Source organism: Streptomyces sp. NPDC051913, assembly GCF_044593635.1.
In the GTDB taxonomy this organism is placed as follows: domain Bacteria; phylum Actinomycetota; class Actinomycetes; order Streptomycetales; family Streptomycetaceae; genus Streptomyces.
In genome coordinates this window covers 1-26,962 of sequence record NZ_JBIUCI010000037.1, presented here as the reverse complement: position 1 = coordinate 26,962, position 26,962 = coordinate 1, and the positions used below count along the sequence as shown (strand labels likewise).

General features: G+C 70.9%; 21 protein-coding genes. 13 read left to right on the top strand and 8 right to left on the bottom strand.

Annotation, left to right across the window (positions count from 1 at the left end):
- Positions 1 to 400: 400 nt before the first annotated feature.
- The 4 genes from ACIHIX_RS47235 to ACIHIX_RS47220 all read left to right on the top strand — a co-directional run bounded on the left by ACIHIX_RS47235 (position 401) and on the right by ACIHIX_RS47220 (position 3,507).
- On the top strand, positions 401 to 700 hold the full coding sequence (locus ACIHIX_RS47235; RefSeq protein WP_399966869.1) for a DUF1778 domain-containing protein: 300 nt from the start codon (positions 401 to 403) through the stop codon (positions 698 to 700).
- Entirely contained in the window at positions 697 to 1,083 is a 387-nt protein-coding gene (locus ACIHIX_RS47230; protein ID WP_399966868.1) for a fic family toxin-antitoxin system, toxin component, read from the top strand. The genes ACIHIX_RS47235 and ACIHIX_RS47230 overlap by 4 nt, the downstream gene beginning before the upstream one ends.
- Before the next feature lie 1,079 nt (positions 1,084 to 2,162).
- On the top strand, positions 2,163 to 2,591 hold the full coding sequence (locus ACIHIX_RS47225; protein WP_399966867.1) for a hypothetical protein: 429 nt from the start codon (positions 2,163 to 2,165) through the stop codon (positions 2,589 to 2,591).
- Complete coding sequence (locus tag ACIHIX_RS47220; protein ID WP_399966866.1) at positions 2,578 to 3,507, top strand: RNA polymerase sigma factor; 930 nt, start codon at positions 2,578 to 2,580, stop codon at positions 3,505 to 3,507. The genes ACIHIX_RS47225 and ACIHIX_RS47220 overlap by 14 nt, the downstream gene beginning before the upstream one ends.
- A 168-nt stretch (positions 3,508 to 3,675) precedes the next feature.
- On the opposite strand, the gene ACIHIX_RS47215 is transcribed toward ACIHIX_RS47220, so the two are convergent.
- A complete protein-coding gene (locus ACIHIX_RS47215) occupies positions 3,676 to 3,951 on the bottom strand; it encodes a hypothetical protein (protein ID WP_399966865.1) in 276 nt (91 codons plus the stop codon).
- 117 nt (positions 3,952 to 4,068) lie between these two features.
- On the opposite strand from ACIHIX_RS47215, the gene ACIHIX_RS47210 reads away from it, so the two are divergent.
- From ACIHIX_RS47210 to ACIHIX_RS47180, 7 genes are all read left to right on the top strand, one after another.
- Positions 4,069 to 5,244: a hypothetical protein gene (locus ACIHIX_RS47210; protein WP_399966864.1), complete on the top strand. Its 1,176-nt coding sequence runs from the start codon at positions 4,069 to 4,071 to the stop codon at positions 5,242 to 5,244.
- Positions 5,245 to 5,888: 644 nt separating this feature from the next.
- Entirely contained in the window at positions 5,889 to 6,176 is a 288-nt protein-coding gene (locus tag ACIHIX_RS47205; RefSeq protein ID WP_399966863.1) for a hypothetical protein, read from the top strand.
- Positions 6,177 to 6,188: 12 nt separating this feature from the next.
- A complete protein-coding gene (locus ACIHIX_RS47200; protein WP_399966862.1) occupies positions 6,189 to 7,244 on the top strand; it encodes a helix-turn-helix domain-containing protein in 1,056 nt (351 codons plus the stop codon).
- A gap of 744 nt (positions 7,245 to 7,988) precedes the next feature.
- Positions 7,989 to 10,460, top strand: coding sequence for a hypothetical protein (locus ACIHIX_RS47195; RefSeq protein ID WP_399966861.1), 2,472 nt, complete (start codon positions 7,989 to 7,991; stop codon positions 10,458 to 10,460).
- Between the two features lie 2 nt (positions 10,461 to 10,462).
- On the top strand, positions 10,463 to 10,987 hold the full coding sequence (locus ACIHIX_RS47190; protein ID WP_399966860.1) for a hypothetical protein: 525 nt from the start codon (positions 10,463 to 10,465) through the stop codon (positions 10,985 to 10,987).
- A 233-nt stretch (positions 10,988 to 11,220) separates the two neighbouring features.
- On the top strand, positions 11,221 to 13,743 hold the full coding sequence (locus tag ACIHIX_RS47185; protein WP_399966859.1) for a DEAD/DEAH box helicase family protein: 2,523 nt from the start codon (positions 11,221 to 11,223) through the stop codon (positions 13,741 to 13,743).
- A gap of 169 nt (positions 13,744 to 13,912) precedes the next feature.
- The gene (locus tag ACIHIX_RS47180) at positions 13,913 to 15,577 is read left to right on the top strand and encodes a hypothetical protein (RefSeq protein WP_399966857.1); all 1,665 of its coding nucleotides are present in this window, start codon (positions 13,913 to 13,915) and stop codon (positions 15,575 to 15,577) included.
- Here the strand turns inward: ACIHIX_RS47180 and ACIHIX_RS47175 are convergent.
- From ACIHIX_RS47175 to ACIHIX_RS47160, 4 genes are all read right to left on the bottom strand, one after another.
- Positions 15,550 to 15,891 carry a hypothetical protein gene (locus ACIHIX_RS47175; protein WP_399966856.1) on the bottom strand — a complete coding sequence of 114 codons (342 nt, stop codon included), beginning with the start codon at positions 15,889 to 15,891 and terminating at the stop codon, positions 15,550 to 15,552. The genes ACIHIX_RS47180 and ACIHIX_RS47175 overlap by 28 nt on opposite strands.
- Positions 15,892 to 16,014: 123 nt before the next feature.
- The gene (locus ACIHIX_RS47170) at positions 16,015 to 16,755 is read right to left on the bottom strand and encodes a GNAT family N-acetyltransferase (RefSeq protein ID WP_399966855.1); all 741 of its coding nucleotides are present in this window, start codon (positions 16,753 to 16,755) and stop codon (positions 16,015 to 16,017) included.
- 1,066 nt (positions 16,756 to 17,821) lie between these two features.
- Complete coding sequence (locus ACIHIX_RS47165; protein ID WP_399966854.1) at positions 17,822 to 18,472, bottom strand: helix-turn-helix domain-containing protein; 651 nt, start codon at positions 18,470 to 18,472, stop codon at positions 17,822 to 17,824.
- A 63-nt stretch (positions 18,473 to 18,535) separates the two neighbouring features.
- Positions 18,536 to 18,859, bottom strand: a complete 324-nt coding sequence (locus tag ACIHIX_RS47160) for a hypothetical protein (RefSeq protein ID WP_399966853.1) — start codon at positions 18,857 to 18,859, stop codon at positions 18,536 to 18,538.
- A 1,579-nt stretch (positions 18,860 to 20,438) separates the two neighbouring features.
- Here ACIHIX_RS47160 and ACIHIX_RS47155 point away from each other — a divergent pair.
- Positions 20,439 to 22,862 carry a Helicase associated domain protein gene (locus ACIHIX_RS47155; protein ID WP_399966852.1) on the top strand — a complete coding sequence of 808 codons (2,424 nt, stop codon included), beginning with the start codon at positions 20,439 to 20,441 and terminating at the stop codon, positions 22,860 to 22,862.
- A 422-nt stretch (positions 22,863 to 23,284) separates the two neighbouring features.
- Here ACIHIX_RS47155 and ACIHIX_RS47150 read toward each other — a convergent pair whose 3' ends face one another.
- A complete protein-coding gene (locus ACIHIX_RS47150) occupies positions 23,285 to 23,743 on the bottom strand; it encodes a hypothetical protein (protein ID WP_399966851.1) in 459 nt (152 codons plus the stop codon).
- Positions 23,744 to 23,784: 41 nt separating this feature from the next.
- Between ACIHIX_RS47150 and ACIHIX_RS47145 the strand changes: the two genes are divergently transcribed.
- Entirely contained in the window at positions 23,785 to 23,928 is a 144-nt protein-coding gene (locus tag ACIHIX_RS47145) for a hypothetical protein (RefSeq protein ID WP_399966870.1), read from the top strand.
- A gap of 32 nt (positions 23,929 to 23,960) precedes the next feature.
- Here ACIHIX_RS47145 and fxsT read toward each other — a convergent pair whose 3' ends face one another.
- Both fxsT and ACIHIX_RS47135 read right to left on the bottom strand, forming a co-directional pair.
- Positions 23,961 to 26,336 (bottom strand): FxSxx-COOH system tetratricopeptide repeat protein, encoded by a 2,376-nt coding sequence (fxsT, locus tag ACIHIX_RS47140; protein WP_399966850.1) that lies wholly within the window; start codon positions 26,334 to 26,336, stop codon positions 23,961 to 23,963.
- A gap of 233 nt (positions 26,337 to 26,569) precedes the next feature.
- Positions 26,570 to 26,767 carry a hypothetical protein gene (locus ACIHIX_RS47135; RefSeq protein WP_399966849.1) on the bottom strand — a complete coding sequence of 66 codons (198 nt, stop codon included), beginning with the start codon at positions 26,765 to 26,767 and terminating at the stop codon, positions 26,570 to 26,572.
- Between the last annotated feature and the right edge of the window lie 195 nt (positions 26,768 to 26,962).

Below are 26,962 nucleotides of genomic sequence, written 5' to 3'. Positions count from 1 at the left end.
GCGCGCGTCCTGCTCCGCAGGAACGACGCGCCGACGCTACGCGTCGGTACCACGTCTCCGCTCCGCGGAGACGTCCGGGCCCTCCGGGCCCGGTTGATCCGCTCCGCGGATCAGGAGGTGGTGTTCCGATCGCTCCGCGATCGGAACTGGCCGGGTCCCCATCTGCAACTAAATCGTGGTGAAGGTGAGTTGAGGGACCGTCCACTCCGTGGCCGGCCCTAGCTAGCAGAAGCTAGGGGCGCGGTGGTCGCCTTCTTGTTGATGCCTCATCAGATAGGCGATCGTGCAAGTGGCTGATTGGAGTGCTTCCTTATCTCCAGAACTATGGAAGTTTCGAGTTTTGGGTCTCCCCCGTTGCAGGGGTGGCCGCCCTGGTGGTACCGGCGATACTATCGGTACCATGCCTCAGCCCAAAGCGATGAATCTCCGTTTCCCCGATCCGGCTCAGCGGGCCGCGATCGAAGCCGCAGCACGGCAGGAGGGTGTCAGCCTGCAGGAGTACATCCTGTCCGCTGCCTACGCCCGCGCCACCGCGGTGGAGACGCACTTCCTCGACGCTTTCAGCCGGTCGATGGCCCGCAGCGGCAACGCCTTCGCCGAAGCGGCCGACGCGGCCGGTCTTGATGAGGAACGTCGTGCTGCGGAGCTCGCCGCGCGCCGTGATCTTGAGGAGCAGCAGGAGCGAGGCCACGCGGCGTGACTCAGCACGAACCGTTTCACCCTCTTGATGTGACCTTCCTGCTGCATGCTGCCGAGCTGCTGCCCGGTGATCCACAGGTGGACGACTACGGTCCCCTGTACGCGGCTGTCGCCCGGGTCAATGCCCGGGCGATGGAGCGCGACGTCTACGGATCTTTGTTCCTCAAGGCGGCGGCGCTGTTGCAGACGCTGGTGCGGTTGCCGTGTCTGGAGCACTCCAACGAGGCGTTCGCGTGGCACTGCGCGGAGGCGTATCTGGTGCTGAACGGGTGTCGCCTGGAGTATCCGCCCAAGGAGGCGGTCGCTCTGGTGCGGGACGCGGCTTCCGGTGCGATGGGAGTGGGCCTGGTCGGCCGTCAGTTGCGTGCGTGGAGCGTTGCCTGACCTTCTGGTGTCCTGGACCTCGGCCCTGGTGCTCGCTGTTGCCTGGCGGCGTCATGTACGCGGTGGCATGCCTTGATGCGGGCATCGTGGAGGGTCGAGCGGCGACGCTTCCTGCTCTCGTGCGGGGTGTAGCCGGCGCCGGCGGGCTGGCGGTGCGGTTTCTGCCGCGCGGGCTCGGTCTTGCGCTGCCCGTGGGCAGGGGAGTTGAACGGGGTGGCCCGCGCTCAGGCGCGGGCCACCCGCATAAGTACCCGCGGGTCATCAAGGGGGCCGGTGACAGTGGTCATCGGCGGCATGGGCGTGGTGGTGGGCTCCGGGTACACCGAGTCCCCGGCTGTCCGGTGGACGGTGCCGGGGACTCGTGTGCGCAGAAGCCTGGGGGTCCCTAGTTCTTTGGCGAGAGCGGGGAACCCAGGCTTTCCTCCAACCCGGAGCCACCTCCAAGTCGAAGTAAGCGCAGAAACTGACACTGAAACGGTCACAACTGCGCTCGTGACAACACTACGTCCACTTCTTCCCGAAGGAAAGCGGGCGTGAGTGTGGCAAGCCCATAGGTCTGCGCTCTATTCATTGCTGACATGAATAGGCACCTCCTTTGTCTGCTTGCCGTCGTCACAACTAATAGGCACTGAAGGCGACGGATCGTGCAGTCCATTTTGAGTGACCTGCGTCACATTGCGGCGGGAGCCGGTCGGCCGTGCAGGGGGCAATGGCTCTGCGGCCGTTGGGCCGCAGAGCCCGAAGGAAGGAAGGAAGGACGCCGCGAGGGCGAAGATCCTCGAGGGCGCGAAGAAGATCATTAATTGCGGGTGATCGTTTCCGAATTCTTTCCGTCCGGTACTCGGAAACGTGCAGTCGAAGATCGGGTGAACCACCTCACGGCGACTTAGGAATCACCGAGTAGTGCGCGACGGTTTCAAGTTCTGCTCTAATGGAATGGAAACTGAATAACCCCGCAGGGCGAGGGACTTCACGAATCTTTGGCGAGAGCGCGTGATCCCGAGCCTCCTCCACCTGGGGCCGCCGGTGTCCGCGTACGCGGGCCCGGCGGCCCCCCTCTCCCGAGAGGCACTTCCGATATGGCCTTCTTCGGCCTTCCCGAGCGCGTACGCACGGCGTCGCGCACCGTCCTCGACCTCGCGAAGCGCGGCGTCGAGGCCGCCCGCCGCGGTCTGGATTCCGCGGAGATCTGGTTCCAGGACCATCACGTCACCGTGCTGATCTGCGTGGCGGGCACGGTCCTGCCGCTGACCGGCCTGGTGATGTGGACCCACTGGGACGGCGTCACCGAGACCGCCCGCCAGGTGGGCCCGGTCCTGACCGTCATCAGCATCATCACCGGCGCCGTCATCCGCGTCGTGCGGTGGGTACGCAAGCGCCGCGCCGAGCGACTGGCGCAGGTCATCACCCTTCCCGCCGCCCGCAGCGCCGAGACCGAGACCGAGGCCGCCCCGGCAGCCGAGGCCGGCACCTCAGCCGCCGACGGAGATGCCCATGACGCCGCCTGAGGATGAGGAGTGTCAGTCGATCTTCATCAACTATCAAACCGGCCCGTGGTATGACCACAACACGCGGGCGGCCGTCCGTAAGGCGGTGGAGCACGCCGAGCGCTTCCCCGCCCACGAGGCCCTGCACGCCACCCGCCAGGCGGTCCGCGACTGGCTGGAGGAGGACCGTCAGGTCCAGCTCACGCGCGTCCGCGACGTCCTGGAGAACACCCGCCAGGACCACCTCACGCGCGTCCGCGACGTCCTGGAGAACACCCGCCAGGCAGACGCGGATTCCGTGTCCGTCTCCGTCCCGGGGCGCAGCGGTGAGTCGCCGGCCGTGGAGCGCGAGGACTTCGTGGCGGAGGACGTGTCCGAGGACGGGGCGGCACCGAGCGCCTACGACCTGTCCAGCTTCGAGGCGTTCTACGCCCGCAACGCCGACCGGTGCACGAAGTACGTGTCCTCGCGGCGCGAGCGCGGCTGGTGGAATCTGGCCGGCCACTCGCCGGAGGACATCGCCCAGGACGCGTTCGAGACCGTGCTGGTCAACTGGGACAAGGTCAGCCGCATGGACTATCCCTACGCCTACCTGCGCAGGGTGGCCGACAACCGGCTGCGCCGCGCCTTCGGACGGGGACCGGAGTACTGCGTCGAGGAGTTCGAGGACCTCGAGCCCTGGGACCGGACGACGGAGCTCGAACAAGGCCTGGACTCCGAGGTCGTCACCGGCGAGATGTTCCGCCAGCTGGTCGAGCAGCTGCCGGAACGTCAGGCTCAGGTGCTCATCATGTACGCCCTCGAGTTCACGGACTCGGGGATCGGGGAGATCCTCGGTCTCGCGCCCGCCACGGTCCGGTCGCACCGGCGCCACCTGGTCAACTACGCGAACAGGACGGGCTGGAAGGAGGACGGAGAGGCGCACGCGGCCGCGTAGCCCCGCCCACAGGTGAGGGACCGGTTGCCGGAGTAGATCCGGCAACCGGTCCTTTGCTGTTCCGGGACCGGGGCGGAGACGGCAGAGGCCGGGGCCAGAGGTTCGCTGCGGCGCAACGAACGGCCCGGGCAGTTTGCCGGGGTTGGCCGGCTCGCCGCCCTTCGGCCTTTACCTGAGCCCATCGCCCGGGCCCTGCGGGCGGTCGTACCAGGGGGCGAGGCGCAGCAGGAGGTGGAGGGTGTGGCGGGCGGCGGTGCGGTGGGCGGGGCGGGGTGCGTAGGCGGCGCCGAGGGCGAGGGCTGCGGTGAGGGCGAGGAGCAGCAGGAGGGCGGCGCCGGCGTAGGTGAGGGCAGTGTGGCCGGTGGGGGCGAGCAGGAGCATGGTGGCGGCCGCGGTGACCGTACGGGCGGGACGCCGACGGGTGGAGCGGGGGCGGGCGGGCATGGGCGGACGGCTCCTTCGCGGGTGCGGCGGTCCCGGGCCGGGCCCGGGCGTCTGCCCAGTTCAGCGCGTGCGCTGTACGTGTTTTCCGAGTACCTCGCGGGGTTCTAATCTGGAGTGGTGGCCAGAGGGGTACCGAGCGCGGCGGATGCAGAGCTGATCGAGCGTCTGGAGGCGCTCGGGCTGCAGGTGTCGGCGGCGCAGCTGGAGCGGTGGCGTGGGGCGGGGCTGCTGCCCGGGCATGTACGGCGGTGGCTGGGGCGCGGGCGAGGTTCGGTGTCGGTGCTCGCCGAGGAGACGGTCGCGGTCGCGGTGGCTTTTGGGCGGCATGCGCGGTCGGGGCGGGATCTGCGGTGGACGGTGATCGCCTGGTATGCCGAGGCCGGACTCCCGGCCGGACCCGGGGAGTTGGCGGTGCCGGAGCCGCCGTGGCTGGCCGTGCGGGAGGCGCTGGTGTGGGCGGCGGGCCGCTCGCCCGCCCAGCGGGTGGTGGTGCAGGCCCGGGCCGCGGGCAGCGGGGGTGAGGAGGCGCAGGACGTCTTCTACGCGGACGCCGGGCGGGTAGTGGGGCGGGGTCCGGCCGGGCTGCCGCACCCGGACGAAGTACGGCGGGTGATCGAGGACCCCGCAGGCGGGTGGTGGCCGAACCCGGAGCGCGAGCGGCGGAGGGCGGCAGTGCGCTTGGCCGCGGCCTCCGGGATGGGGGCCGGCGAGGTCGGCGGCGAGATGCTCGTCGAGGCGCTCGCCGCGCTGATGCCCGGTATGGACTGGGCTCCGGTCGCCGAGTCCGCGCGCAGGGCCGAGCGCGAGGGCACCCTGGACAGCTGGATCGAGGCGGGAGCGCTCGTCGACCCGCTCGCCCGCCTCCAGGCCGCCGGTGAGGAGGAGATGGCCGCAGCGCGGGGTGTGGTGCGGGTCCTCACCCTGGTCGGCTTCTTCTACGTGATGCATGGGTTCCTGATGCCCGACAGCCCTTTCCTCGCCCGGCTGCGGGCGCGGGTGGACGCGTCGGGGTTCGCCTTGCTCATCGCCCTGCTCGTCCCTCAGATGGCCAAGCCGTCCGGGGTCCCCCATGCGCTGGTGATGTGCCTGTCACCCGAGATGGCCGCGCTCGCCGCCTGGCTGGAGGAGCTGATCGACGAACAGATCGGTGCCGGACAGCGGCTGTTGTCGCTGCCCGGCACCGAGGAGAGCGGAGCCGAGGCGTTCATGCAGACCTGGATCGGGCGGCTGCACGATCTCACTGAGCGCGCGCGGGCGCGGCGGACCGGTGCTGTGGAGGCATCTGGTTCGTGACGGTGGCGCAGTGGACTGGCAGACCGGGGCTGTTCATGCAGGGGGTCGTGTCGTTGATGCCGCGGCGCGCCGTGGCGCGGGTATGCGCGAGGGCCGGCCCTCGCGGTCGGGGGCCGGCCCTCGCGTCCGCGGGCACGCGTCACCGTAACCTGCGGCAGTTTTCCCTGGGGCGCGTCGGTTTGCGGCCAGTAGCGGTCAGGGAACCGGGGGTCGGTACTGCGTCGGGGCCGGACCATCCGGTCCGGCCCCGACGCCGCGCCGACGACCGGGTTGTGATGCAGCATCGGCCCCTCATGTCGGAAGGGGCAAGGCAGGTTGGAACAGGAGCGGACCGCGGCCGCCGGGCCCGAGGGGACAACGCCCTGGCCACCAGGGGTAAAGGCGCCGGGCCGTCGTGTACTGGGTCTAGGCACATACCTGGAACACCCGTGAACCAGCAAACCGGCATAACGAACTTAAGGGGTATTCCGGGTGTGCGGGGCGGCGGCCGAGCGTGCGATGCTCGTCGGCACCGGAGGGCCGGCAGCCTGTCAACTGCCTTCTCGCGACACCGGTTTGCGGCCAGTAGCACCCCATCAAGCCTGGCCGCCGGTTCCCGTCCACGGGACCGGCGGCCGGCCACCGGTCAGGAGGACCACCTCATCATGTCCCCGCACCACCCCGGCGCGAGCGCGCCCGAGTCCGAGCCGTCCCGCACCCCCGTGCGAGTGCTCACGCCCGCGCAGGTCGCCGGCATCACCGTCTTCCCGATCCTGGGCACCGGCCTCGTCCTGCAGGGCGTGCCCGTCGACGACATCCTCACCCTGCTCGCGGGGTGCGGAGCGATCGGCGCGGGCACCATCGCCGCCGCCGGCGGCGGACGGCGCCTGCTCACCGCGCTCGCGGAGGGCGTGGTCCGCACGGCCACCCCCACCCAGCCCCCCGGCAAGTAGAAGGGCAGGCCGATGACTTCGCCCTTCACCGCGCCCCCCGGCCTCCTCCGGAGCCCGCGCCATCACGCCTATCTCATCGTGCTCCTGCGGGCGCTGAAGGACCGCTGCGGGCTCACCTTCAGCGAACTCGCCGAGCGCACCGCCCAGGACGAGAGCGAGGCCGTCTCCGCGAGCGCCCTCAAGCGTGCGGCCGGCGGCCGCACGCTGCCCCGGGAGGACGTCGTCACCGCGTACGTGCGCGCCTGCGACGCCACGGCCGAGGAAGAAGCGGAGGCGCTGAAGCGGTGGCGGGCCGCGCGCGCCGAACAGCGGGGCATCCTCGCCGAGCTGCACGCCCCGGCCGTGCGCAGCATCCGCACCCCCGCCGACCTCGACGCCGCGCTGGCCGCCGCCTATGAGCGGGCCGGTGCGCCGCCCCTGCGCGTCCTGCAGGAACGCGCCACCACCAGCGAGGCCGACGGCACCCTGCTGCTGCCGCTGACCACCCTGTGGCGCATCACCCGCCGCGAGGCCCGGCCCACGACCTGGGAACAATGCGCGGCCTTCCTCCGCGGCTGCGGCACCCACCGCCGCCGCATGGGCCCCTGGCAGGAGGCCTGGCAACGCATCCACACCCTCCGGGCCGAGCAGCCCGCGCCCGCAGCCCAGCGGGCCGCGAGCGGCCGGTGGGACAAGGCCAGCCTGTCCGCCCTGTCCGCACACGTCATGCCGCTCGCCGAGCAGCTCGACCTGAGAGAGGCGTACCGTTCCGCGGTCGACCACTTCGAATCCGTAACGGTTCACCCCGTCAGCCACGTCTACGCCGGGCTCGACCCCGCCGAGCAGCGCACGGTCCTCACCGCCGGGCTCAGGCACCTCGTCGCCGCCCGGGTCGGGGCCCGCCGTAACGGCACCGCCCCCGACACCGGCATCCACGCCATGATCGTCCGCGACGGCGAACTCGTCCTGCTCCAGAGCAAGCACGTCGGGGACACCGCTGGCCCGCCCACCGGCGAGAGCACGCCCGCCCCCGTTGCGCCGCGGCCCTCCGGCCCCGGCCATCGGGCCCGGTACGTCGCCTCGGCGTAGCCCCACCCCAGGCACGACGGCGCACAGCCCTGCGACGCGGCCGGCACCGAAGCCGGTGCCGCCCCCCAGGGGTATTGGGCCTGTGCAGTGACCGGCGGTCCGGGCCTGCGCCGTTCCCGCGCCACGACGGCGTTGTCGAGGCTTCGTCCAGCGGCAGGACGGGCATGACAGATGGACGCCGAAGAGCTGGAACCCTCCGCACCCTGATCACCACCATGGAGCAGTACACCGACCCGCGCTATCCGCTGCCCATCCTGTTCGCGCCCACCGCGATATAGCCGACCGCGTACTGCGGCGCCTCGGCGGAGAGCCTGCCGGGCCAGTACTTTGAGCGGTGCCTTCTTCACCGGCGGAGGCCGGCGTCTCTACGCGCGTCCCGCACGCATGTTGTCCGTTTTGCGAGGCGGATGGCATTCTGGTAGCGCACGTCTCTGGTTCTGACGACCTGCCAGCCCCGTGCCGCCGACGGCGGAGAGGGCGTGAGCCGTGCGCTGCGGATGTACCCCGTTCCTAAGGGGGTTCTCCGGCGGTGCACCCAGACTCCGGTGGTGGACTCGAAGGGGCAGACGGTCTTCTCCGGTGCGCGCTCGGTGTGCGTGACGGTGACGGCGGCCCGTGCGGGTGCTCCCTGGAACGGAGTTCCTGTATCTCGGGTGCGTGCCGCACCCGGCAGGACCGTCGGATGCGTTCGTTCGCACCCGGGGTCTCGAGGGCTTCCGGGAGAAGGACCGTCTGCTTCTGATGATGTCTATCCGCAAGGCCCCCGAGGGGCCCTTCCCGTACCCGACCACCCCCGAGTGGGCGGAGAACCTCTACGAGGCCATTTCCAACACGTGCGCGGACGAAGGCTTCGCGCCCGTTCCCCGGCAGGCCGTGCTGGAGGGGCTCGCCCCGGCCCTCGGTCAGGGCGAGGCCAAGCGCGTCACCGAACTCCGCCGCAACGTCGGCCGCCGTTTCCTGCGCGCCACCGCTTATCACGTCGAGCAGCGCGGTACCGATGGGGCGCTGCTGCTGCTGAATGTGGCTCTGCACGGGGCGGCGACGCTGCCCTGGGCCAACAACGACCGTACGCGCAGCGAGTGGCTGCATCCCTCACGCGAAAATCTGGCCCGCCTGGAGGAGCTCGTCGACCAGCAGCGGGCGGTGGACGAGTGGACCATGGCGCGGGAGCGGGCGAGGACGGCCCAGCGGGCCCTGGCCTCGACCGCGCCGCGGGCGGAGAAGGACGCGGCGGTGGCCGCGGTGAAGAACGCCGAGGACGAACTGGCCCGTGCGCTGCGGGAGCTTGAGGCACGGGAGCAGGCGCTGGGTGGCCGGCGTCCGCTGCCGGTGGTGCGGGCCGTCGTCGAGGACGGAATGCCGTTGGCCGCGCTCACCACGGAGGAGGTCCGTGTGGAGGTGGCCGGCGAGGTGCAGCGCTACGCCGTGGAGATGCTGCGGCGGAGGGCGAGGCTGCGCTCCTACGACCTGGTGGAGTCGCTGGTGCAGGAGGGCCAGCGGGAGTCCACCGTGGTGGTGCTGCAGCGCACCCCGGTGGTCGGCCGGGACGGTTCCCGGCGGTACATCTGGCGGAGCCGTCAGGTCACCGGGAACAACCGCGGGGATGCCCGGCTGCAGGTTTTTGACGTGGTGGCGCAGCAGCTGCTGACGGGGGTGCCGCAGTATCTGCTGCGGTTGGACGGGGAAGAGGAGAACCGGCGGCTGGTGCTGCTGGGTCTGGGTGAGATCCTGCGCCGGATCAGCACCCTGCTCAACACCGAGTACGCCGACCCCGACCGGGACCCGGAGGGGCGTGCGGAGCGGGCGCTGCGCAGCGCGCAGGTGCCCGCCCGAGTCGTGGTCGGCGCCAGGACTCCGGAGCGGCTGGAGGAGTCGCTGCGCCAGCTGAACGTGCACGACCACCTGCGCGGCCAGCTGAACTACGGCGACATGGACCGCAGCCTGGGGCTGTGGTCCACCCTGGTCAAGGCCTACCAGGCCAAGGGTGTGCTGGGCGAACTGCTCGCCAAGGAGGTCGCCCAGGGCCGCATCCGGGCCGGGGACCTGGACGAGGACGCGATCGCCGACGCCCTGGTCGGGGCCCGGGCCCTGGACGAACTCGCCGTGCTGCTGCCACCGGGCGATGAGGTGAGCGCTCTGACCCTGCGCGATGTCGCGGTCCGCTGCGCGACGGTGATGGTGTTCCCGCCGGTCCCGCCGCGCCCGGAGAACCTGCCGCCGCGGGCGCACATGCCCACCGGCCGGTACTGGCCGGTGGTGCGCACCGCCCTGCAAGAAGCCCCCTGGAGCCAGTCGACCGCTGCCAGGGCCGAACGCCGGACGGACGTATGGGCGGCCGTGGTCGCCCAGCACTTCGCCTACCGGGGCAACCCGCTCGCCGCCCGGGGCCTGTTCAGCGCGCGCGACGTGCAGTACGGGGCGCGGCCGGACGCGCGCAGCCTTCTCTCGCTGCTGGCCGCCTGCCGCCAGGGGGACGCCGAGACCTGGGAGATCCTGGTGCGACGGCACATGGTGCCCGGGCTGATCAACGCGCCCGAGCGGTTCGTCACCGCCGGGCAGGGCTCCGAGAAGGGCGCGGACCGCAAGGGCGTGCGGCGTACGCCCGTCAACGCGGTCCAGGCACTGGTGCACGCCTACACCGCCCCGCCGGAGGGTGTGACCCGCGAGCTGCTCATCGCGTTCGCCGAGGCGGTCCTGCGTGCCCCCGAGTCCGCAGGTGAGGTCGATCTCGTGCCGGGGACGTTCTGGGCGCCCGATGCGCACGGCGACCCGCGCGAGGGCACGCTCGCCGACAAGGGGTGGTTCGACAAGACCTTCCCCAAGATCGCGTCCTCCCGGAAGCGCAAGACGGCGGAGCCGCCCGTGGACGACTTCGCCGGCGACGAGAGCGAGAAAGGCGAGGAGAGCGATACGACGACCGAGGAGCTCGACGAGGAGATCCCGGAGAACGCGCTCGCCCGGATGACCCGTCTACGCTCGGCGCTGACCTCCATGGTGGGCAGCGGCGCGGACACCGTCGCCACCGCCGCCGAGCAGATCGGCCTGCTTATGGAGACCGTCGAGGACGCCGTGCGGGCCCGTGAGGAGGCCGGCGCCGAGGAGGAGCCGGCCGAGGTGCAGAAGTCGTACGTGAAGGAGTTCCGCGAGATCAAGAAGCAGTGCGGGCAGATTGTCGAGCTGCTGGACTCGGCCACCGTGGCGGTGACGTCGCTGTGAACGTGGACTGCTGCACGGAGCCGGTCCCCGGGCCGGTGGTCGACACGCGGGCGCTGCGTCACGCGTGGACGGCGCTCGGCCCGCTGGCACGCGGCGGCTGGCCCGTGCCGTACAGCCTGGGACCGCGGCAGCGGGAGGAGACTCTCGCGGTGCTGGACGTGGTTCTTGCCGGGCTGTACCTGGTGGTCGATGCCGACGGCCGGCTGCGGTGGCTGGGCAAGGCGCACCGTGATGGCGGCGTCGGTGCCCGGCTGCGGGGGCACTTCTGTCATCCCGAGCGCTCCCGCGTCTTTGCGGGGGTGTTCGTCGTGGAGGCCGATCCGTTCAGCCCGCCTCTGGCGCTCCAGGCCGCCGAGGGCCGGGCCGCCGACCTGATCGGACTGCGGGGCCGGATGGGCCCGCGGACGTGGCCCGTGTTCACCGAGGCGCGCTGGCTGGCCCTGGTCAGCTCGCATCCGGCCTCCCCCGTCGGCCGTCCTCGCCCGGCCGGGGACGACAGCGGTGACCGATCGGCGACACCGGCCTGACGGACCGGCAACCCGGTCCGCGGACAAGTCCTCCCCGGCGCCGCCGCTTCCAGGCGGGCGGGGAGGCACCCGGCCGGTCAGCGCAGAGGAGCCAGATCGCGGCATGGCCGCGCCGAGGCCCGGCGACGTGGGTGCGGTACGAGGCCGTCGCCGGGTGTGCGGCGGCCCATGAACAGAACGAGGAAGTGCAGGCGGCGTGACACCCGCCGGAGCAGGTGAGGAAGGACGGCGCAGTGGCGCTGAATTGGGATCAGATCGGTACGGGGGACAGCGAGGCGCTGCTGCGGCCCCGGGACATCTACGCGGGGCTGGCCAGTCGGCCGTGGCCGTATCTGCGGCATGAGCAGGGTGAGGTTCTGGACAAGTGGTTCGAGCGCCGTGAAGACCGCGATGTGGTGATCAAGCAGAACACCGGCGGGGGCAAGACGGCCGTCGGCCTGCTGATCGCGCAGAGCACCCTCAACGAGGGCGTCGGCAAGGCCGTGTACCTGGCCCCGGACAACTACCTCGTCAAGCAGGTCCGCGAGGAGGCGGACAGGCTCGGCGTGGCCACCACCGACGACCCGTACGACTCGGCGTTTCGGTCGGCGCAGGCCGTGCTGGTGACGAACTACCAGAAGCTGATCAACGGCAAGTCGGCCTTCGGTGTCGTGGGGGACGGCAAGGAGCCGATCGATCTGGGTGTCGTCGTCGTCGACGACGCGCACGCCGCGCTGGCGCGGACCGAGGACCAGTTCCGGCTGCGTGTGCCGGCCGGCCATGAGGCGTACGACGAGCTGCTGGTGCTGTTCGAGCAGGACCTGCGCCACCAGTCGGCGAACGCCTGGGCGGAGTTGGACGACAAGGACCCCACCGCGCTGGCACCGATCCCGTTCTGGGCGTGGGCCGACAAGCGCGACGAGGTGTTGAGGGTCCTGCGTCCGCACCGGGAGGAGCAGGCCTTCAAGTTCGTGTGGCCGCTGCTCGCCGAAGTGCTGCACCTGTGCACCGCCACGGCCACGTCGGCGGCGATCGAGATCAGGCCCTCGTGCCCGCCGATCGACCGCATCCCGTCGTTCGTGCGCGCCCGCCGCCGCGTCTACCTGACCGCGACGCTCGCCGACGACAGCGCCCTGGTCACCGACTTCGGTGCCGACCCGGCGCTCGTGGCCAAGCCTGTCACGCCCGGCAGCGCCGCCGACCTCGGGGAGCGGATGATCCTGGCCCCGGTGGCCCTCAACCCGGACCTGGACGACGAGGCCGTCCGCGTGCTGGCCCGCCAGTTCGCCGACGGCGACCAGGACGGCGACGGTGTCGCCGAGACCGAGCCGGTCAACGTGGTCGTGCTGGTCCCGAGTGACCGGGCCGCCGCGAACTGGGCGCCCTACGCCCACCGCACCTGGCGGGTCGGCGACCTTGAGGCGGGAGTGAAGGAACTCCAGGCCGGCCACGTGGGCCTGGTGGTGCTGGTCAACAAGTACGACGGCGTCAACCTCCCGGCCAGTGCCTGCCGTCTGCTGATTCTCGACGGGGTCCCCCGGCCTCTGGACGGGGTGGAGCGGCGCGAGGCTGTCGCGCTGGCCGACAGCACCGTCCGCCTGGCCCGCGAGGTCCAGCGGATCGAGCAGGGCATGGGCCGTGGCGTGCGCGACGGCGAGGACTACTGTGCGGTCCTGCTGCTGGGCGCCAAGCTCGCCACGGCCATCCACGAGGCCCGTCACCTGGCCCTGTTCTCGCCCGCGACCCAGGCGCAGCTGAGGCTGAGCCGGGACATCGCCGGCCAGATCAGGGGCGAAGGCCTCGACGCGGTCCGGCAGGCGCTGCGGGCCTGCCTGGGGCGGGTGCCGCAGTGGCGGGAGCGCAGCCGGCGCGCGCTGGCGGAGGTGCGCTACGCCGAGCACGGGACGGTGCGGGACGAAGCCGTGGCGCTGCGCGAGGCGTTCGACCTCGCGGCCACCGGCCGTACCCCGGCCGCGGCAGAGCGGGTGCAGAAGGCGGTGAACGCTCTCGGCGACGGTGACAAGGCGCTGCGGGGCTGGCTGCGGGAGCAGAAGGCTGCCTACCTGCACCTGACCGATCCCGTGGCCGCCCAGCAGGCCTTGGCCGGGGCGCTGAACGACAACGCGTTCGTCCTGCGTGACGTCAACCACGGTGCCCCCGTCCGGCTCAAGGCGGCCGCGGTGCAGTCGCGCGCCGCCGCCGAGTTCCTGGCTGCCCAGTATCGCGACGGCACCAGCCTGAGGCTCGGCGTGCAGGCGCTGTTCGAGGACATCGTGTGGGGCGATGAGGAACGCTCCGATGACGCCGAACGGGCCTGGCAGCAGCTCGGACTGCACCTCGGTTTCGCCAGCACGCGCCCGGAGAAGCAGTACGGCACAGGTCCGGACAACCTGTGGGCGCTCTCAGTGGCGCAACAGGCAGTCGTCGAGCTGAAGACCGGGTGCACCACCGCCACCGTCGCGAAGAAGGACATGGACCAGCTCGGCGGAAGCGTCCGCTGGCTCAACGACCACAACCCGGAAGTCGAGGCCGCTGCGGTCATGCTGCACCCGAGCCAGGTCAGCGACGCCCGGGCCACCGCGGTGCCGGGCATGCGCGTGGTCACCCCGGCCCTCTTCGAGAAGCTGAAGAAGGCCGTGACGAGCTACGCGGCCGCGCTCGCCAGCAGCCCGGACCGCTGGGCGGACGAGCAGGCCGTCCGTGACCAGCTCGCGCATCACAAGCTGACCGGCGACCGGGTGTTCGCCACGTACGCGGAACCGGTGCGCACCTCGTGAACGTCGCGGACCGGTGGTGGCCAGCCGAAGCGGGCTGGCCACCACCGGTCCGCCAGAACACGGGAAGGGATCCCTGCGGTGGGTCTCGGTGGGTCCGATACCTGGCCCGGGCCCGGCAGGGCAACCTGCAGAGAGGGGTGTTGTCAGTGCTGGTCCCTAAGGTGGATGGGTGGTGAGGGTTCCGTGGGACAGGCTGGCGGCTGAGAGCCCGAAGGTGTCCGAGGCGCTGGTGACGATGCTGGTGCTGCGTCTGCGTGAGAGGGCGCGGGCGGTCGACGGCAGTGGCGGGGACGGCGGCCGGGATCTGTTCGAGTACACCGCCGATGGTGAACTCCTGGTCTACGAGGCGAAGTCGTTCACCGGCCGCATGACCCCCGTGCGCAGGCGACAGGTGATGCGCTCGCTGATCTCGGCGGCCCGCCACCAGCCCGACCACTGGGACCTGCTGGCGCCCATCGACCACAACCCCGCCGAGGAGCGCTGGTTCGAGGGGCTGCGCGAGCTGTTCCCGTTCGTGCGGCACTGGCGCGGGCGCAGCTGGCTGGACGAGAAGTTCGCGGCCCACCGCGATCTGGTGCGCTACGCGCTGCAGGAGTCCGGCGACTACATCCTGGAGCGGATCGCCGAGGCGCGCGCGGAGCGGGACGTCCTGCTGGGCGGGCTGCCCGACTATCTCCAGCGGGCGGGCGCGCTGCATGCGCGGGCCCAGGAGATCTCCCCGTACTACGCGGTGCACACCACGCTGGACGCAAGCGGGCAGACGGCCGTGCACCTGGTCCCCAAGACGGCCGACCTGGGCGGCCAGGGGGCGATCCGCTTCACCGGCCGTATCCGCTTCCCGGCCGGCGACGAGCGGGAGGCCGAGCGGCGGCGCCGGTTCGAGGAGACGATGCGCTTCGGCGGCGAGGTGGAACTGAGCGCCGACAACCTCGCCGAGGCCCGCCTGGCAGGGCCCGCAGGTCTCGGGCTCGAGCAGCTCTCGCTCGGCAGCGTCCGCATCACCTCGCCGCAGCAGGAAGTGATGCCGCCGCTGCGGGGCCAGATCGTCATCCAGCGCCCGTCCGGTCTCCCGGTCACCTCCCTGCCCGTGACCTTCACCCAGCGGGTCACGGGCCTGGAGGGCGGAACACTCCACGGACACGACGGCACCGGGGTGCTCACGGTGCGGCTGCGCTACCACCAGCGCGATCAACGTGGCGCGCTGACGTTCTCCTTCGAGCTGGGTGAGTCCGTCCTGCCGCAGGCCGTGGTGCCGGCGCTCCGGCTGATCGCCCACAGCCAGCCGGGCCACGTCATGGAACTCCTCCTGGCCGGCTCCACCGTGCCCAGGGTGCGGGCCCTGATCACCACAGGCATGACCCCGCCAGGCTGGCAGGACAACGAGGCGCAGTTCTGGGCCGACGCCTTCGACGACCTGGCCCGCCTGCAGAGCCGCACCGGCCGCTACTTCCCCCTCCCCGAGGACTTCGGCCGCCAGGACGCGGCCGAGGTCAAGGAGATCCATGCGCTGCTCGACGGCGGCGAGAACATCCTCGAGGGCGACACCGTGACCGTGGGCATCGAGGGTTTCGAGGGTTTCGAGGCCCTGGACCAGCTGGCCGACGCAGCCGGCTCGATGTTCCGCGTCACCGTCGGCTACGCGTCGCTGGTCTTCGCCCTGGGCGAGCACCGGATCGACCTCGGGCCCTGCACCGAGACCTACACCATGGACAAGATCCTCAACATGAGGGAGGCACGGCGCGAGCTCGCCGAACAGGGGCACGCCAAGGTGATCATGCGCCTGGCCGAGCGCTTCCCAGCCGTGCGCTACCTCGGAGCCGAACGGCCGGAGTAGCCGCGGGACGTTCCTGCAGTCCAGGCCATAGGACTCGACGTGCGCACAGCCTGCCCAATGGCTTTGCCCTCGCGCTCGGGCACCAGGTGGTGCTCGACGGCCCGCACCGGCAGCTGCACCGGCCCGGGCAGCGGGCGGGCCGTCTCGCGGTCGACGACGCGCAGCGATGCCGCCATGAGAGAGGTCCCGATCTGCGGGACGGCCGCGGCCCGATACCCCTCGGTCCGCTCCAGCGCGCCGAGATAGCCCTCAGGCAGCTCACCGACCTGCCCGACGCTCTCGTAGAACTCGATGCGGACTCCCATATTGATCATATGGGGATCCTGGCAGCCCGGTCCTGCCCCGTCCGGTGATCCCTGCGGTTCGGCCGTGAGACGCCGCATGTCAGACAGGAACCCGACCCGGTCGGCGGCGTTCGCGGACACCCGGTCAGAAGGTCACCTGCCGCGTGCATGCCACCGGTAGAAGAACGTCAGGCCCGGTCCCGCCCCGAGATGAAGCGGTACGCCCACAAGCAGAGTCCCGACGTCGACAGCCTGCCCGGGCCGCAGCACGGTGAAGCCCTGCCGCACGTAGTACGGCCCCAGATCGCGCCCGGTGTCGAACTCGCCGAACAGCAGCGTGTAATCCAGCTGCCCGTACAACTGCACGCACCGCTTGAGCAGCGCGGCCCCGATCCCGCCTCCGCGGGCGTCCTCGGACACCGCGACCGCCTTGATCTTCGCGTACGTCAGCATCGACATCAGGATCTGCTGCCGTGACACCGGCAGCCGGGACAGCCCGGAGGCCACCGTGCCGGACGGGACACCTAACAGCGCTCCGATCACCTGCCCGTTGCCGTCCCGAGCAACCAGTGGGAGGGACAACTGTGCTGCGGCTGCCTGGAGTTCACCCGTCGCCGTCGCCCGCACGAGCCGCTCGTCCAAGTCAGCACCTGCGAGGGCATCCAGGAGCCACGTCCCGCACCGCCCCTGGGCCAGTGCCTCGAGGTGCCCGGTCTCCAGGTCGTCAGCGGCCGCCTTCAACAAAGCCGACACCGTGCCGGCCTCCTCCGCCGTGGCGAAGGCGATCCGCACCCCGTCCGGGCCGGGAACGCCATCCAGCACCTGCTGCCGCGTCAGCCGGACAGGCCCGGCCGAAGAGCCCGCCCTCTTCATCTTCTTCGTCTTCTTCGCCATCTCCGAGAACTACCCCCCGCCTCGCCTCCAGACCCGGAACCGGGGCATGCACCGCCCCACGCGGTTTGGACAGTCCCGCCCCCCAGCACCCGCGGCGCGCCTCGTCGGCCTCCGGCTGCGACCCCACCAGGCGCCTCGGTCTTGTGCCAGGGCCGTGCAGGAGACAGATCGCGCAGGCAGCCGTTCTCGTTGCGTCCGCTGCACGCCGCCCGGGCCTGCATATTCCGCAGCGGCCATCCCAACCCCGCGTCGTCCCGAGGCTGGTAGAGGGACCACCTGCCGGCCGCGGCCGAGACCGGCGTCCGTTCTCCGGGACGCGGGATGCCGAGGATGAGCCGCACACCCACACGGAGTGAGGGGTCCTTCTCGACGAGGATGCGGTCGGCCCGTTCCCGTGGGCGCGGGTGTCGGAGCAAGGCGGTTTGCTTGGCCGCCCCGGGGCAGTGCGACCGGATCGTGGCAGCGGCGCTGTGGCGGAGAGGCGTCGGGCGTCGTCGGCGCGGCCGAGGCGCTCAAGTTCCCATACCAGCCAGTCACGCCGGGAGTGGCGGCGCTCGGGCTTACCCACGGACAACGGAAGGTCGTCATAGGCTGCCAGCTGGTAGGCGACGGCGCGCCGGGCCTGCTGCTCCTCGGTGCTGGAGCCCCCGAGCGTCAGCGGGAAGAGCGCGGCCTCGTACAGCGTGACGGCCCGCAGGACGGCATCCGCGGTGGCTTCCGCCCTTCTGTTGCCCACCACGATGCGCGACAGGTGGGCCTGCGTCTGCAGACCGCACAGGGAGATCGTGATCCTGGCGCACAGCAGTACCACTCCCACGCCGGCGAGCGTTCCCGCGCCCGAGCCCCACCAGCCGCCCAGCGCACGCCCTGCCCAGTGACCAGCCGTTGCCGCGCACAGGATCAGCAGCGCCAGGGCCCCATACAGGCGGGTGCTGGCAGAAACTCTCATGTCCAGGAGTATGCCCGTCTCGTGCGCGAGGCCACGGCGAGACGTCAGGGGCGGGTTCGGGCGCAGGAGCGAGCCCCCAGGGGTGCGGGGCCGCCCGGGGGCTGCGGGTGTGGTTGTTCAGGCGGCGAGGGTCGGCTGCTGGCGGCCGAACAGATTGGTCTGGGCGTTCATGGCCAGCCGGTGCCACGCGTCGAGCCACCGGCGGAACTCAGCGGTGTGGTGGCGGATGCCGAGCGCGGCGAGGAAGACCATCAGGACCTCCAGGGTGGGCAGCCGGTCGTTCTTGGGGCTGAGCAGCACGCTGATGGTGCTGATCGCGATACTTCCTTGGAGATTGGGGCGGCGGGAGATGGACTTGTAGGGCGGGTTGCCTTCACGGGCGCGCAAGTGGCGCAGGGCAAGTTTGAGGTCCTGCACGGTGCGGACGCGGTCGGGAGTCATCTGCAGGACGACGCGGCGCTGTTCGGGGCGCTCGGGCACACCGGCCTGGAGGCGCTGGTGCTCGGAGGCGAGCATCTCCCAGCGGGGCCGCCAGTCGTCGGCGTCCTCGCCGCAGGCGGCCAGGTAGGCGCGCAGGGTCTGCCAGCTGGGGCATTCCTGACCCAGGGCGGCGGCGGAGAGAGTGGCGACGGACAGGCCGGTGTGCGTGGCCAGTTGAGCGAGGGTCAGGGTGCTGCGGCGGCGCACGGCCTTCAGGTCGAGCGCGAGCTGGCCCAGGGGGCCGCTGGTGGGGTCGATGGACTTCTCCGGTCGGCCGGTGACGCCCATGGGATTCTCCTCCCTTCAGGCGGGCGCGGGCACGCCCCTGGGTGGGGCGCGCCCGCGGGAGCGTCAGACCAGCTGCAGGTGTCCGTCGGGGCCGTCGGGGCGCTGGCCGAAGCGCTGGGCCACCAGGGCGCAGGCCACCATGGCCGAGACGGCGGTCTCCGGGCTGGCGCCGGCGTCGACGAGGCCAAGGACGCAGGCCACGCTCAGCGCGAACGCGGCGGTCGTCGCGGCCAGTTGCGCGGTGGTGTCGTCACCGGAGCGGCTGGCCGGGAAGGGGCTCGTGCCCGGTTCGTCGGCGGAGCCGGAGGGGCGGGCGCCGGGTGCGCGGGTACCGGGCGCGGCGGCTCGCCATGCCTGGCGGAGCCGGTTAAGGAATCGCAATTCCACGAGTGTCTCCTGGTATTCGTGACGTGTGACCCGGATGATCTTTCTGTGCTGCCTGTGCTTCTTTCGGGCGGGTTGCTGAAGCCCGCTGAATACGAACTCTGCACCAGCGCACACGACCTTGACAAGTAGTCACCAATGGATCTAGCAGACGGCGTTGGCGGCGTACCGACATAACTCCGCTCAATGGTCTGACAATTCAACGCATCTGACTTCTCGTGGAGCGTCCGGGGGCGTCTGCGTCCGCCCGCGGCACCCCCGCCGGGGCCCGGACAGCCCTGCCCTGTAGGGGAGTTCGTCGGGTGGCGCACAGACGCATTTAGGGGAGCGCGCACCTCCCGCGTGCGCCGGCCCTCCGCGCCCCTCCCGACGTCCGGTCCGCCACCCCGGCGGAGGGAAGAAGGGAAACCGGGTTCCCGTTTCTTCTTTTCATGAGCATGCGGTGAAAGCGCTGCCACTATCGCCATTCTTTGCCACCCTCATTACGACGGGCCGGGCGGAGGAGGTGAAATATCGCGAACCGCCTGTTGATAAAGAGGGTTTTTCGGGGCGCGTCCATGCAGGCCAGCAGTGCGGGCGTTTGGACTTTTTCAGCGTTTTTCATGGCTGTGCCGAAATCACTGGGATGCCAGCCGGCCGGACCGTAACGCTGTGCGGGCTGCGCGCTGGGTCTCCACCGCGTAAGCACGTGACTTGTCCTGACCCGGATGAGCTCACATCGGGCCATGCTGAGGCCCGGTAGCGGGGCGCGGTCCGCCGCGTGCCGCTATCGACTTCGACGGCTGCCGCGAGCAGGAAGGACTGGATGGGATGAGCTCAGCAGCTCCAGCACCCCCTTTTTCAGGAGTCCTACGCCTGCCCCGCCGGCCGTCTGCTGAGGTGCCCGTGCACTGCTTCCTGATCCCGCAGGGGCTGATCGGTCTGCTGGTGGGACTGCTGCTCTCACCCGCCCGTGGCCAGGCCGGCGTTACGGCCTGCGCACCTGCCCAGACCACGGCCCGCGGGACACGAACGCACGGGCCCGCCCCGCCGGCAGCTGGCAGCTCCCTGTCACGACGGCCAGGCGCGGCACACGTCGGCCGGTTGGCAGGGAGCGTCAGAACCGCGCAGGACACGGATACTGCCAGCCCGGCCCGCCCGTCGCCTCCGTAGGCCGGGGGCGGCAGTCCTCGTACACGCATGCCCCGGCAGCGTCAGCCTCCGTCCGAGCCTCTCGCCCAGGTACCGGACGAGCTGGGGTTGTCTGACGCTCCTCACAGCGGGGCCCAGCACCCTCTGCGCGGCACCCCGGGAACAGCACACCGCGAGGACTCCCCCGCTGTGCGCGGTCGGCATTCCAGGCGTTCGCGGTCCAGCTCCCCGGGCGGCTCTTAGCTACTCGCTGTTGGGTCCATAGACCAAGGTTGCGTCCAGACCCTAGCCTCGCCCGGAGCCGGACGGCCTCCACCGATGCTCGAGGCTTCCTGGTTTCCCGAAGAGTGGCACGCATCTGTAATAGCTGCCGCGTACCGATCCGCACTGCGCCGCACCCCTGCCGTACGGGAGGATGAACGTCCTGCCCGCCGTGCCGAGGAACCGCGCGATGACCTCCCCTCCCGCTCCCCACGAGCACACCGCACGCTTGGTGCTGCGCACCGACCAGGAGCAGGGCCTGGCTGACATCGTCCGCCACCTGCGCCGGCCGGGCAGCCGCGGGCACACGGTGCGTGCCTGCGGTACCGGCAAGACTCTCCTGGCACTGCGCGCCGCCGAGCAGCTCGGGGTACGTCAGCTGGCGGTGGCCGTGCCCAGCCTGGACCTGATCGCGCAGTGGGCGGCTGCCGCCCGCGCCGACGGCCGCCGCGAGCCGATGATCACCGTCTCCTCCCTCAACGCCGCCGCGCACCCGCTCCTTGCCGAAGCCGCGGTCGACTCCACCAACTCAGGGGAGTACCTGGCCTACTGGCTGGGCCGCCACCCGAGCGCGACGGTGTACTTCACCTTCGACTCCCTGGCCAAGATCGAGGAAGCCCAGCACTCCGCCGTCTTCCCCGCGCCTGTCTTCGGCCTGCTGGCCGTGGACGAAGCGCATGCCACTGCGGGCAGCTGGAGCAAGAGCTGGACCGCGCTGCACGACAACGCCCGCGTCCCGGCCGAGCGCCGTCTCTACCTGACCGCCACCCCGTATGTGTGGGAAGCGCCCCGCCTGGCCGAGGTGCCCACCACCCGGGCGCAGCCAAGGCGCACCTCTGTGACCGCACCGGGCTGGGACGACCCGCTGCTGCTGGCCACCATGGACCAGCCGAAAATCTACGGCCCTCGCCTCCATACCTATTCTCATGCCGATGCCATCGACGACGGCGTCCTGGCCGACTACCAGCTCGTGGTGCCCACCGTCACCGACACCGAACTGCGCGCCGTTCTCACCGGTCCGCAGGCCGGGCCCACCGCGCGCCGCACCACCGCCTTGCACCTGGCCATCGTCAAGGCCATGCGCGAGCACGACCTGCGTCACGTGTTCGTGTACTTCCAGCAGATCGCCGACGCCTCGGATTTCGTCAGCCAGTTCGCTCACACCCTGCGCACGCTGCCCGACGACCTGCGCCCCGACTGGGCAGGCGAGCTGAGTGTGGCCTCCATCGACGGCACGCACAGCCCCGCCCGGCGGGCCGACATCCTCAAGCGCTTCACCAGTGCGGACCGGGGCGTGCTGGCCAACGCCAAGGTCCTCGGCGAGGGTGTGGACCTGCCGGCCGTGGACGCCGTCGTCTTCGCGGACCGCACCGCCAGCGTCCGGCGCATCGTCCAGGCCCTGGGCCGCGCCCTGCGCAAACCCCCCACCCAGGACACGAAACGGGCCAGCCTCGTCATCCCCGCCTACATCCCGCCCGGCGCCGACCCCACCGACCTGCTCGGCACCCCCTACGAGGCGCTCTGGCTAGTCACCGCCGCCCTGCGCCACCACGACCAGACCATCGCCGCCCGCGCCCCCCGCGCCAAGAACCAGCACCCCGCACGCGACTCCCACACCTACATCACCCGCCGCTTCCGCTTCGACCACACCCTCGACCCCACCGCCATCGCCCGCGCCCTGGACCTGATCGTCTGGCCCGCCGACGGCGCCGTCCTGTCCTCACCCCGCCGCGCAGGCCTCGCCGCCGCCATCCGGTACCAGGCCGAACACCGCCATCTGCGCGTGCCGGCCGACTACGAGGACGCCTACGGCTACCGGCTGGGCGCCTTCATCAGCGGCCAGCGCACCGCCCACCGCGCCGGCGCCCTCGACCCGGCCTGGCGTGCCGAGCTCGAAGCGCTCGGCATGATCTGGGACGAGCACGAAGCCGCCTGGCAGGGCCACATGGCCGCCGTCGAGGCCTACCAGGCCGAACACGGCCACCTCGCCATCCCCGCACAGGCCCCGGGCGGCCAGTTCCTCGCCGACCAGCGCTCCCTGGCCCGCAAAGGCCGCCTCACCCCCGCCCGCACAGCCCAGTTGGACGCCCTCGACACCGACTGGCGCCTCCCGCACGGCGCCGACTGGCACCGCAAGTACCACGCCCTGCGCCGCCACCTCGAAGCCGGCCACCACCCCACCACCCTCACCCGCGACACCATGATCGGCGACGTGAAGGCAGGCAGCTGGCTGCATCGTCAACTGGCCACCTGGAACCGGCTCGGGCCCGCACAGCGCGAGCTGCTCACCCAGCTCGGCCTCATCCCCGGACAGATCGACCTCGACCGCCCCCCAACTCCCTCCCGGACGCCCGCGGCGCGGCGGCGCTCCTTCACCGAGACCCTGCAGATCCTCGCGCATTTCCTTGAACGGTGGCAGCGCACGCCCGGCGCCCGCGAGTGGATCGAGGTCGACGGAGAACGTGTCATGATCGGCCCTTGGCTCGCCAAGACCCGTACCAAGCTCAAATCCGGGCAACTCCCCTCCGGTCAGCAGCAGTTGCTCTCCGACGTGCTTGCTGAACACGGCCTCCAGGCAGCACCTACACCTGTCGACTGGACCAAGAACGCCTGAAAGTGAGGCTGGGCAGGCGCCCGAGAAGGTCCCGGCGTAGGGCGGCTCAGCTCACCACGCAGCCGCCGTCACGCTCCCACCCCGCTGTCGCCCCTGTGGACGTGACGGACAGGCCACCGGCCGCCACAGCAGCGATTCCGGACGGGACGGCAGAACCGCCCGTCGCCACAGCCTCGCCAGCGGAAACTACAAAAGCGTCGACCGCGGCCAGCAGGCCCTCAGTTGCTGCTTTCAGCTCTGCCGTGACGGGAGCGCCGGGCAGGCCCAGCAGCGCGTCTGCCGCGGACCGCACACGCGCCGCGGCGACCTCCGCCGGCCGCGCGAACCCCCTGCCGACGAGGACCGGCGTCCAGACTGCGTCCACCCTGGCCGGTTGCAGTTACCGGCCAGGGGCCTCGGGGGAGGATGCGCACCTCGCGCACTCAGATCCTCGGCGCTTGCGGGACGAGCCGGGAGAAGAACTCCTGCGCGACCTTCCCGTCGAGTTCTCCGTTCGTGATCGCGGACCGCTGCAGCGCTTCGACGGTCACCTGGGCGGGAATGTCGAGGTGTTCGTCTGCCTCGCCCATGATCACGCCGATGTACCACTGGGCCGAGGTCGGGAAGTGCTGGATGAACCAACTGAGCATCTTCGCCAGGGGAACCGACAGGATGAGGTCGAAGGCCTTGAGCTGGCCGCCCCGGCGCTTGCTGCCGCGCAGCGAGGTGGCGAAGTCCTCCAGCACGGCGTAGCGGATGGTCGGCCCGAGGGCGTCGGTCGGGATGATCCGGCTGAGGCTGTCAGCGACCTCGAAGGCCAGCCGGTCGGCGATCTCCCGCACGGCCGGCTCGTTGCGATGACGCAGCACCCAGCGCTTGCGGATGTCGGGGCGCTTCCACAAGAAGCTGAAGATGCGCTCGCTGAAGCGGTCGCGAGGGGCATCTGCGGGTACCTCGCCAGCACCGCGAACCCGTCGATGGGGAGCTGCGCGGGTTGAGGTCGTTCATCTCGAACGCCCGAAGGCGGGCCGACAAGCTCAGCCCCGAACGACGTGACGCACTGATCGACTTGGGGATGCGCTGGTAGACGATGCAGGACAGCAGAACACGGCACAGGCCTCACTCACAATCGCCTGGCAGCTCATGCCCACTGGCAAGACCTTCCAGCCACGCGGCCGTACGGCGGGTTTCAGGGTGATCCTCACCCAGCACCGGCCGCTGCACCCCAAGCGTCTCCTCACCCAACACACGACCCTCCGTTACCCGACCTGCATCCGCCAGGTCGACGGCCAGGTTGAAGGCCGTGCGCAGCGTGTCCGGATGCTCTGGTCCCAGCACCCGACGCTGCACCGCCAGCGTCTCCTCCCCCAACGCCACCGCCTCCTCCACCCGACCCACACCCATCAGATCGATAGCCAGGTTGGACGCCGTGAGCAGCGTGTCCGGATGCTCTGCTCCCAACACCCGACGCCGCACCGCAAGCGTCGCCTCCTCCAGGGCGAGGGCTTCCTCGTACCGCCCCAGCGCCTGCAGCCCAACGGCATGGTTGACTGCACTAGCCAGGGTGTTGGAATGCTCGTCGCCGTGGAGGCGTCGGCGGCGGTTAAGGGTGTCTTCGTTCAGGGCGCGGGCGCGTTCGTAGTCCCGGGTGTTGTCGTAGGCGCGGGCCAGGTTGTGGGCGGCTTGCAGGGTGTCGTCGTGGTCAGGGCCCAGCTGCTGCAGGCAGGTGTCGTAGAGGCGCTGCAACCGCTCGCGGGCGGGACAGGGCTGCCCGCGCTCCATCAGATACCAGCACGCCTGCCCGACCACATACCGGCCCCGGCTGGTGGTGAGCTGGGCGGGGTCGAGGGCCAGGGTGTGTGGGAGCAGGACCTGCCAGGCCGGCCACCGCCGCGGATCGCCGGCGTCACCGGGGTGGGCCGCGGTCAGGAGGGCTTCGGCATCCGCCCGCGCCTGATCGTGTTCGGAGCGGGTCATCTGGCCGGTGATCAGGTCCTGGGTGAGGCGGTGCAGCTGCACGGTGCCGTCCTGGATTCGGGTCAGACCGTGGCGGGCGATGGCCTCGACCGCGTCCACCGCCGCCAGCCGCAAGCCCAGCGCCTCCCCAAGAAGCACGGACGCCTGCTTGGGAAGCCGGCCGGCACAAGACGTCAGGGGGAAGGGTTCGGGAGCCAGCAGCGCCAGCGCATCCACCACCGCAGCCGCCCCGGCATGCTGCGCCTGGAGGCGGGAACGGGTCACGCGGACCTGCGCAGCCAGACCGGCCGGGTAACCGGGCGGAGGATTGCGCTTCATCACCTCCACCACGTTCGCCGCCAACTCGGCCTTCAAATCCGCCGCCGACAGGCCCCGGGTCAACAGTGCGGCCGCTTGCGCGAGCGCGAGCGGAAGGTCACCCAAGGTGGCAGCGATGGCATCGGCGTCACCGTCGGTCAGGACAGCGCCCTGCGCGCGCAGCAAAGCCACCGACTCGGACCGGGAGAGGGTGTCGACGTCGACGGGAACGGCGTAGGCGTTCCAGTGCGGGCTGCGGGAGGTGATCAGCACGCGCCCGGGCCCACCGGGCAAGAACCGGGCGAGAGCGTCGGGGTCTTCGGCGTTGTCGAACACCAGCAGCCAGCGGGACATCCCTCCCAGCTCCGCCAGCAACAGCTCCACCGCAGCAGCTGGTGGTGTGCCCGCGGGCGCGATCCCGGTACGGACGGCGAGCGCGGCGAGTTGGTCGGGGATCAGGGTCGGGTCTTCCGAGGCGATCCACCAGGCGAAATCGTATTCGCCGGCGAAGCGGTAGGCGTATTCGAGGGCGAGCTGGGTCTTGCCAACCCCGCCGCGGCCATGCAGGGCCTGCACCGCCACCCGCTGCCCAGACGCCAAAGCCTCCCGCAAATGCACCAGCATGCTGTCGCGGCCGGTGAACGCCGCGTTGCGGGCCGGCAGGTTCCGCACCCGCGGCAAGGAACCCGGCAGCCGCGGCCCCGTACCACCGATACGGGAGAGCATCCCCGGCGGCCGAGCCGGCGCTCGCTCGGGACGGGACGGACCGTTCACTGCGCGCAGCAGGACCTCGCGGGCGGCTTGGTCGTCCAGGCCGAACAGATCGGTGACGATGAACGGGCTCAGGATCGCAGGCGTGGGGGTCTTCGCGATCCTGACCGAGGTGATCTGTTTCTGCCGGGCCAGCATCGCCGTCCACTCTGGCGTCGTGAACCGCTCCGGCTCGAAGTACGCGGGCGAGAACAGGGCCAGCATCCGCCCCTGTTCCAAGGCCGCGTTCATCTTCAGGATGAAGTTGTCGCCCGCACCCCAGTCCCAACAATCCAGCTCCACCTCATGGCCGGCGTCCAGGAGCTGCCAGGCGATCCACTCCGCCCAGGCCCGATCCGCACCCGCATGACTGATAAACCAGACTCCACCCGACGCCCCGTCAGACACACTGCCAGATGCCTCAATCGCGCCCATCGTGTCCCCCGAAACCACGCGTTCGTACTGGTGCAAGCGTAGAGGCCGACACCCCTCCCGGTCCCCGGCCTTCGGCAGGCCGCAGGACGCTCGCTGCTGCGGGTGCCACCCCACGGCACCGGATCCGAGACCAGCATGGCTGGCCGTGGCGACGGATCCGGTGCCGCTGCGGGGAAGGCTGGTGCGGTGTTACGGGGTTGGAAACGAGGATCGCCTGAGCGCCTTCATCGCTTGGCAGGGTCACCCGTCGCCGGGAAGGGGACTGATCGTTAGGTGAGGAAGGGTGCCAAGGCCCCGGTGACAGCGGCGGCGAGGATGAGCACAGTGCCGAAGGAAGTGGCGCCGCGGGTGAAGACCGCTGGCCAGGTCGCGCCATCCAAACGGGCCAGTGTCCCGGCGCCCACCGCGGACAACAGCGCGACGAGAAGGACGACGGCGACACCAAGGACAACAACAACGACGGTCACGACAGACTCCCTGAACACGGTGGGGTGTTGACAGGGACGAACCTCGCGGAATCGCTGTGCGCCATGGTCCACAGAGACAAAGATGAACACGGGCGCACACTGAACCGCTCCGGGATCGGTGGAGGCTCTATGCGTTGACTCCAGCCGCCGGTTGGGGCTGGTGTTGAGCGTAGTAGTTGGTCTCGTGCTCGTGCG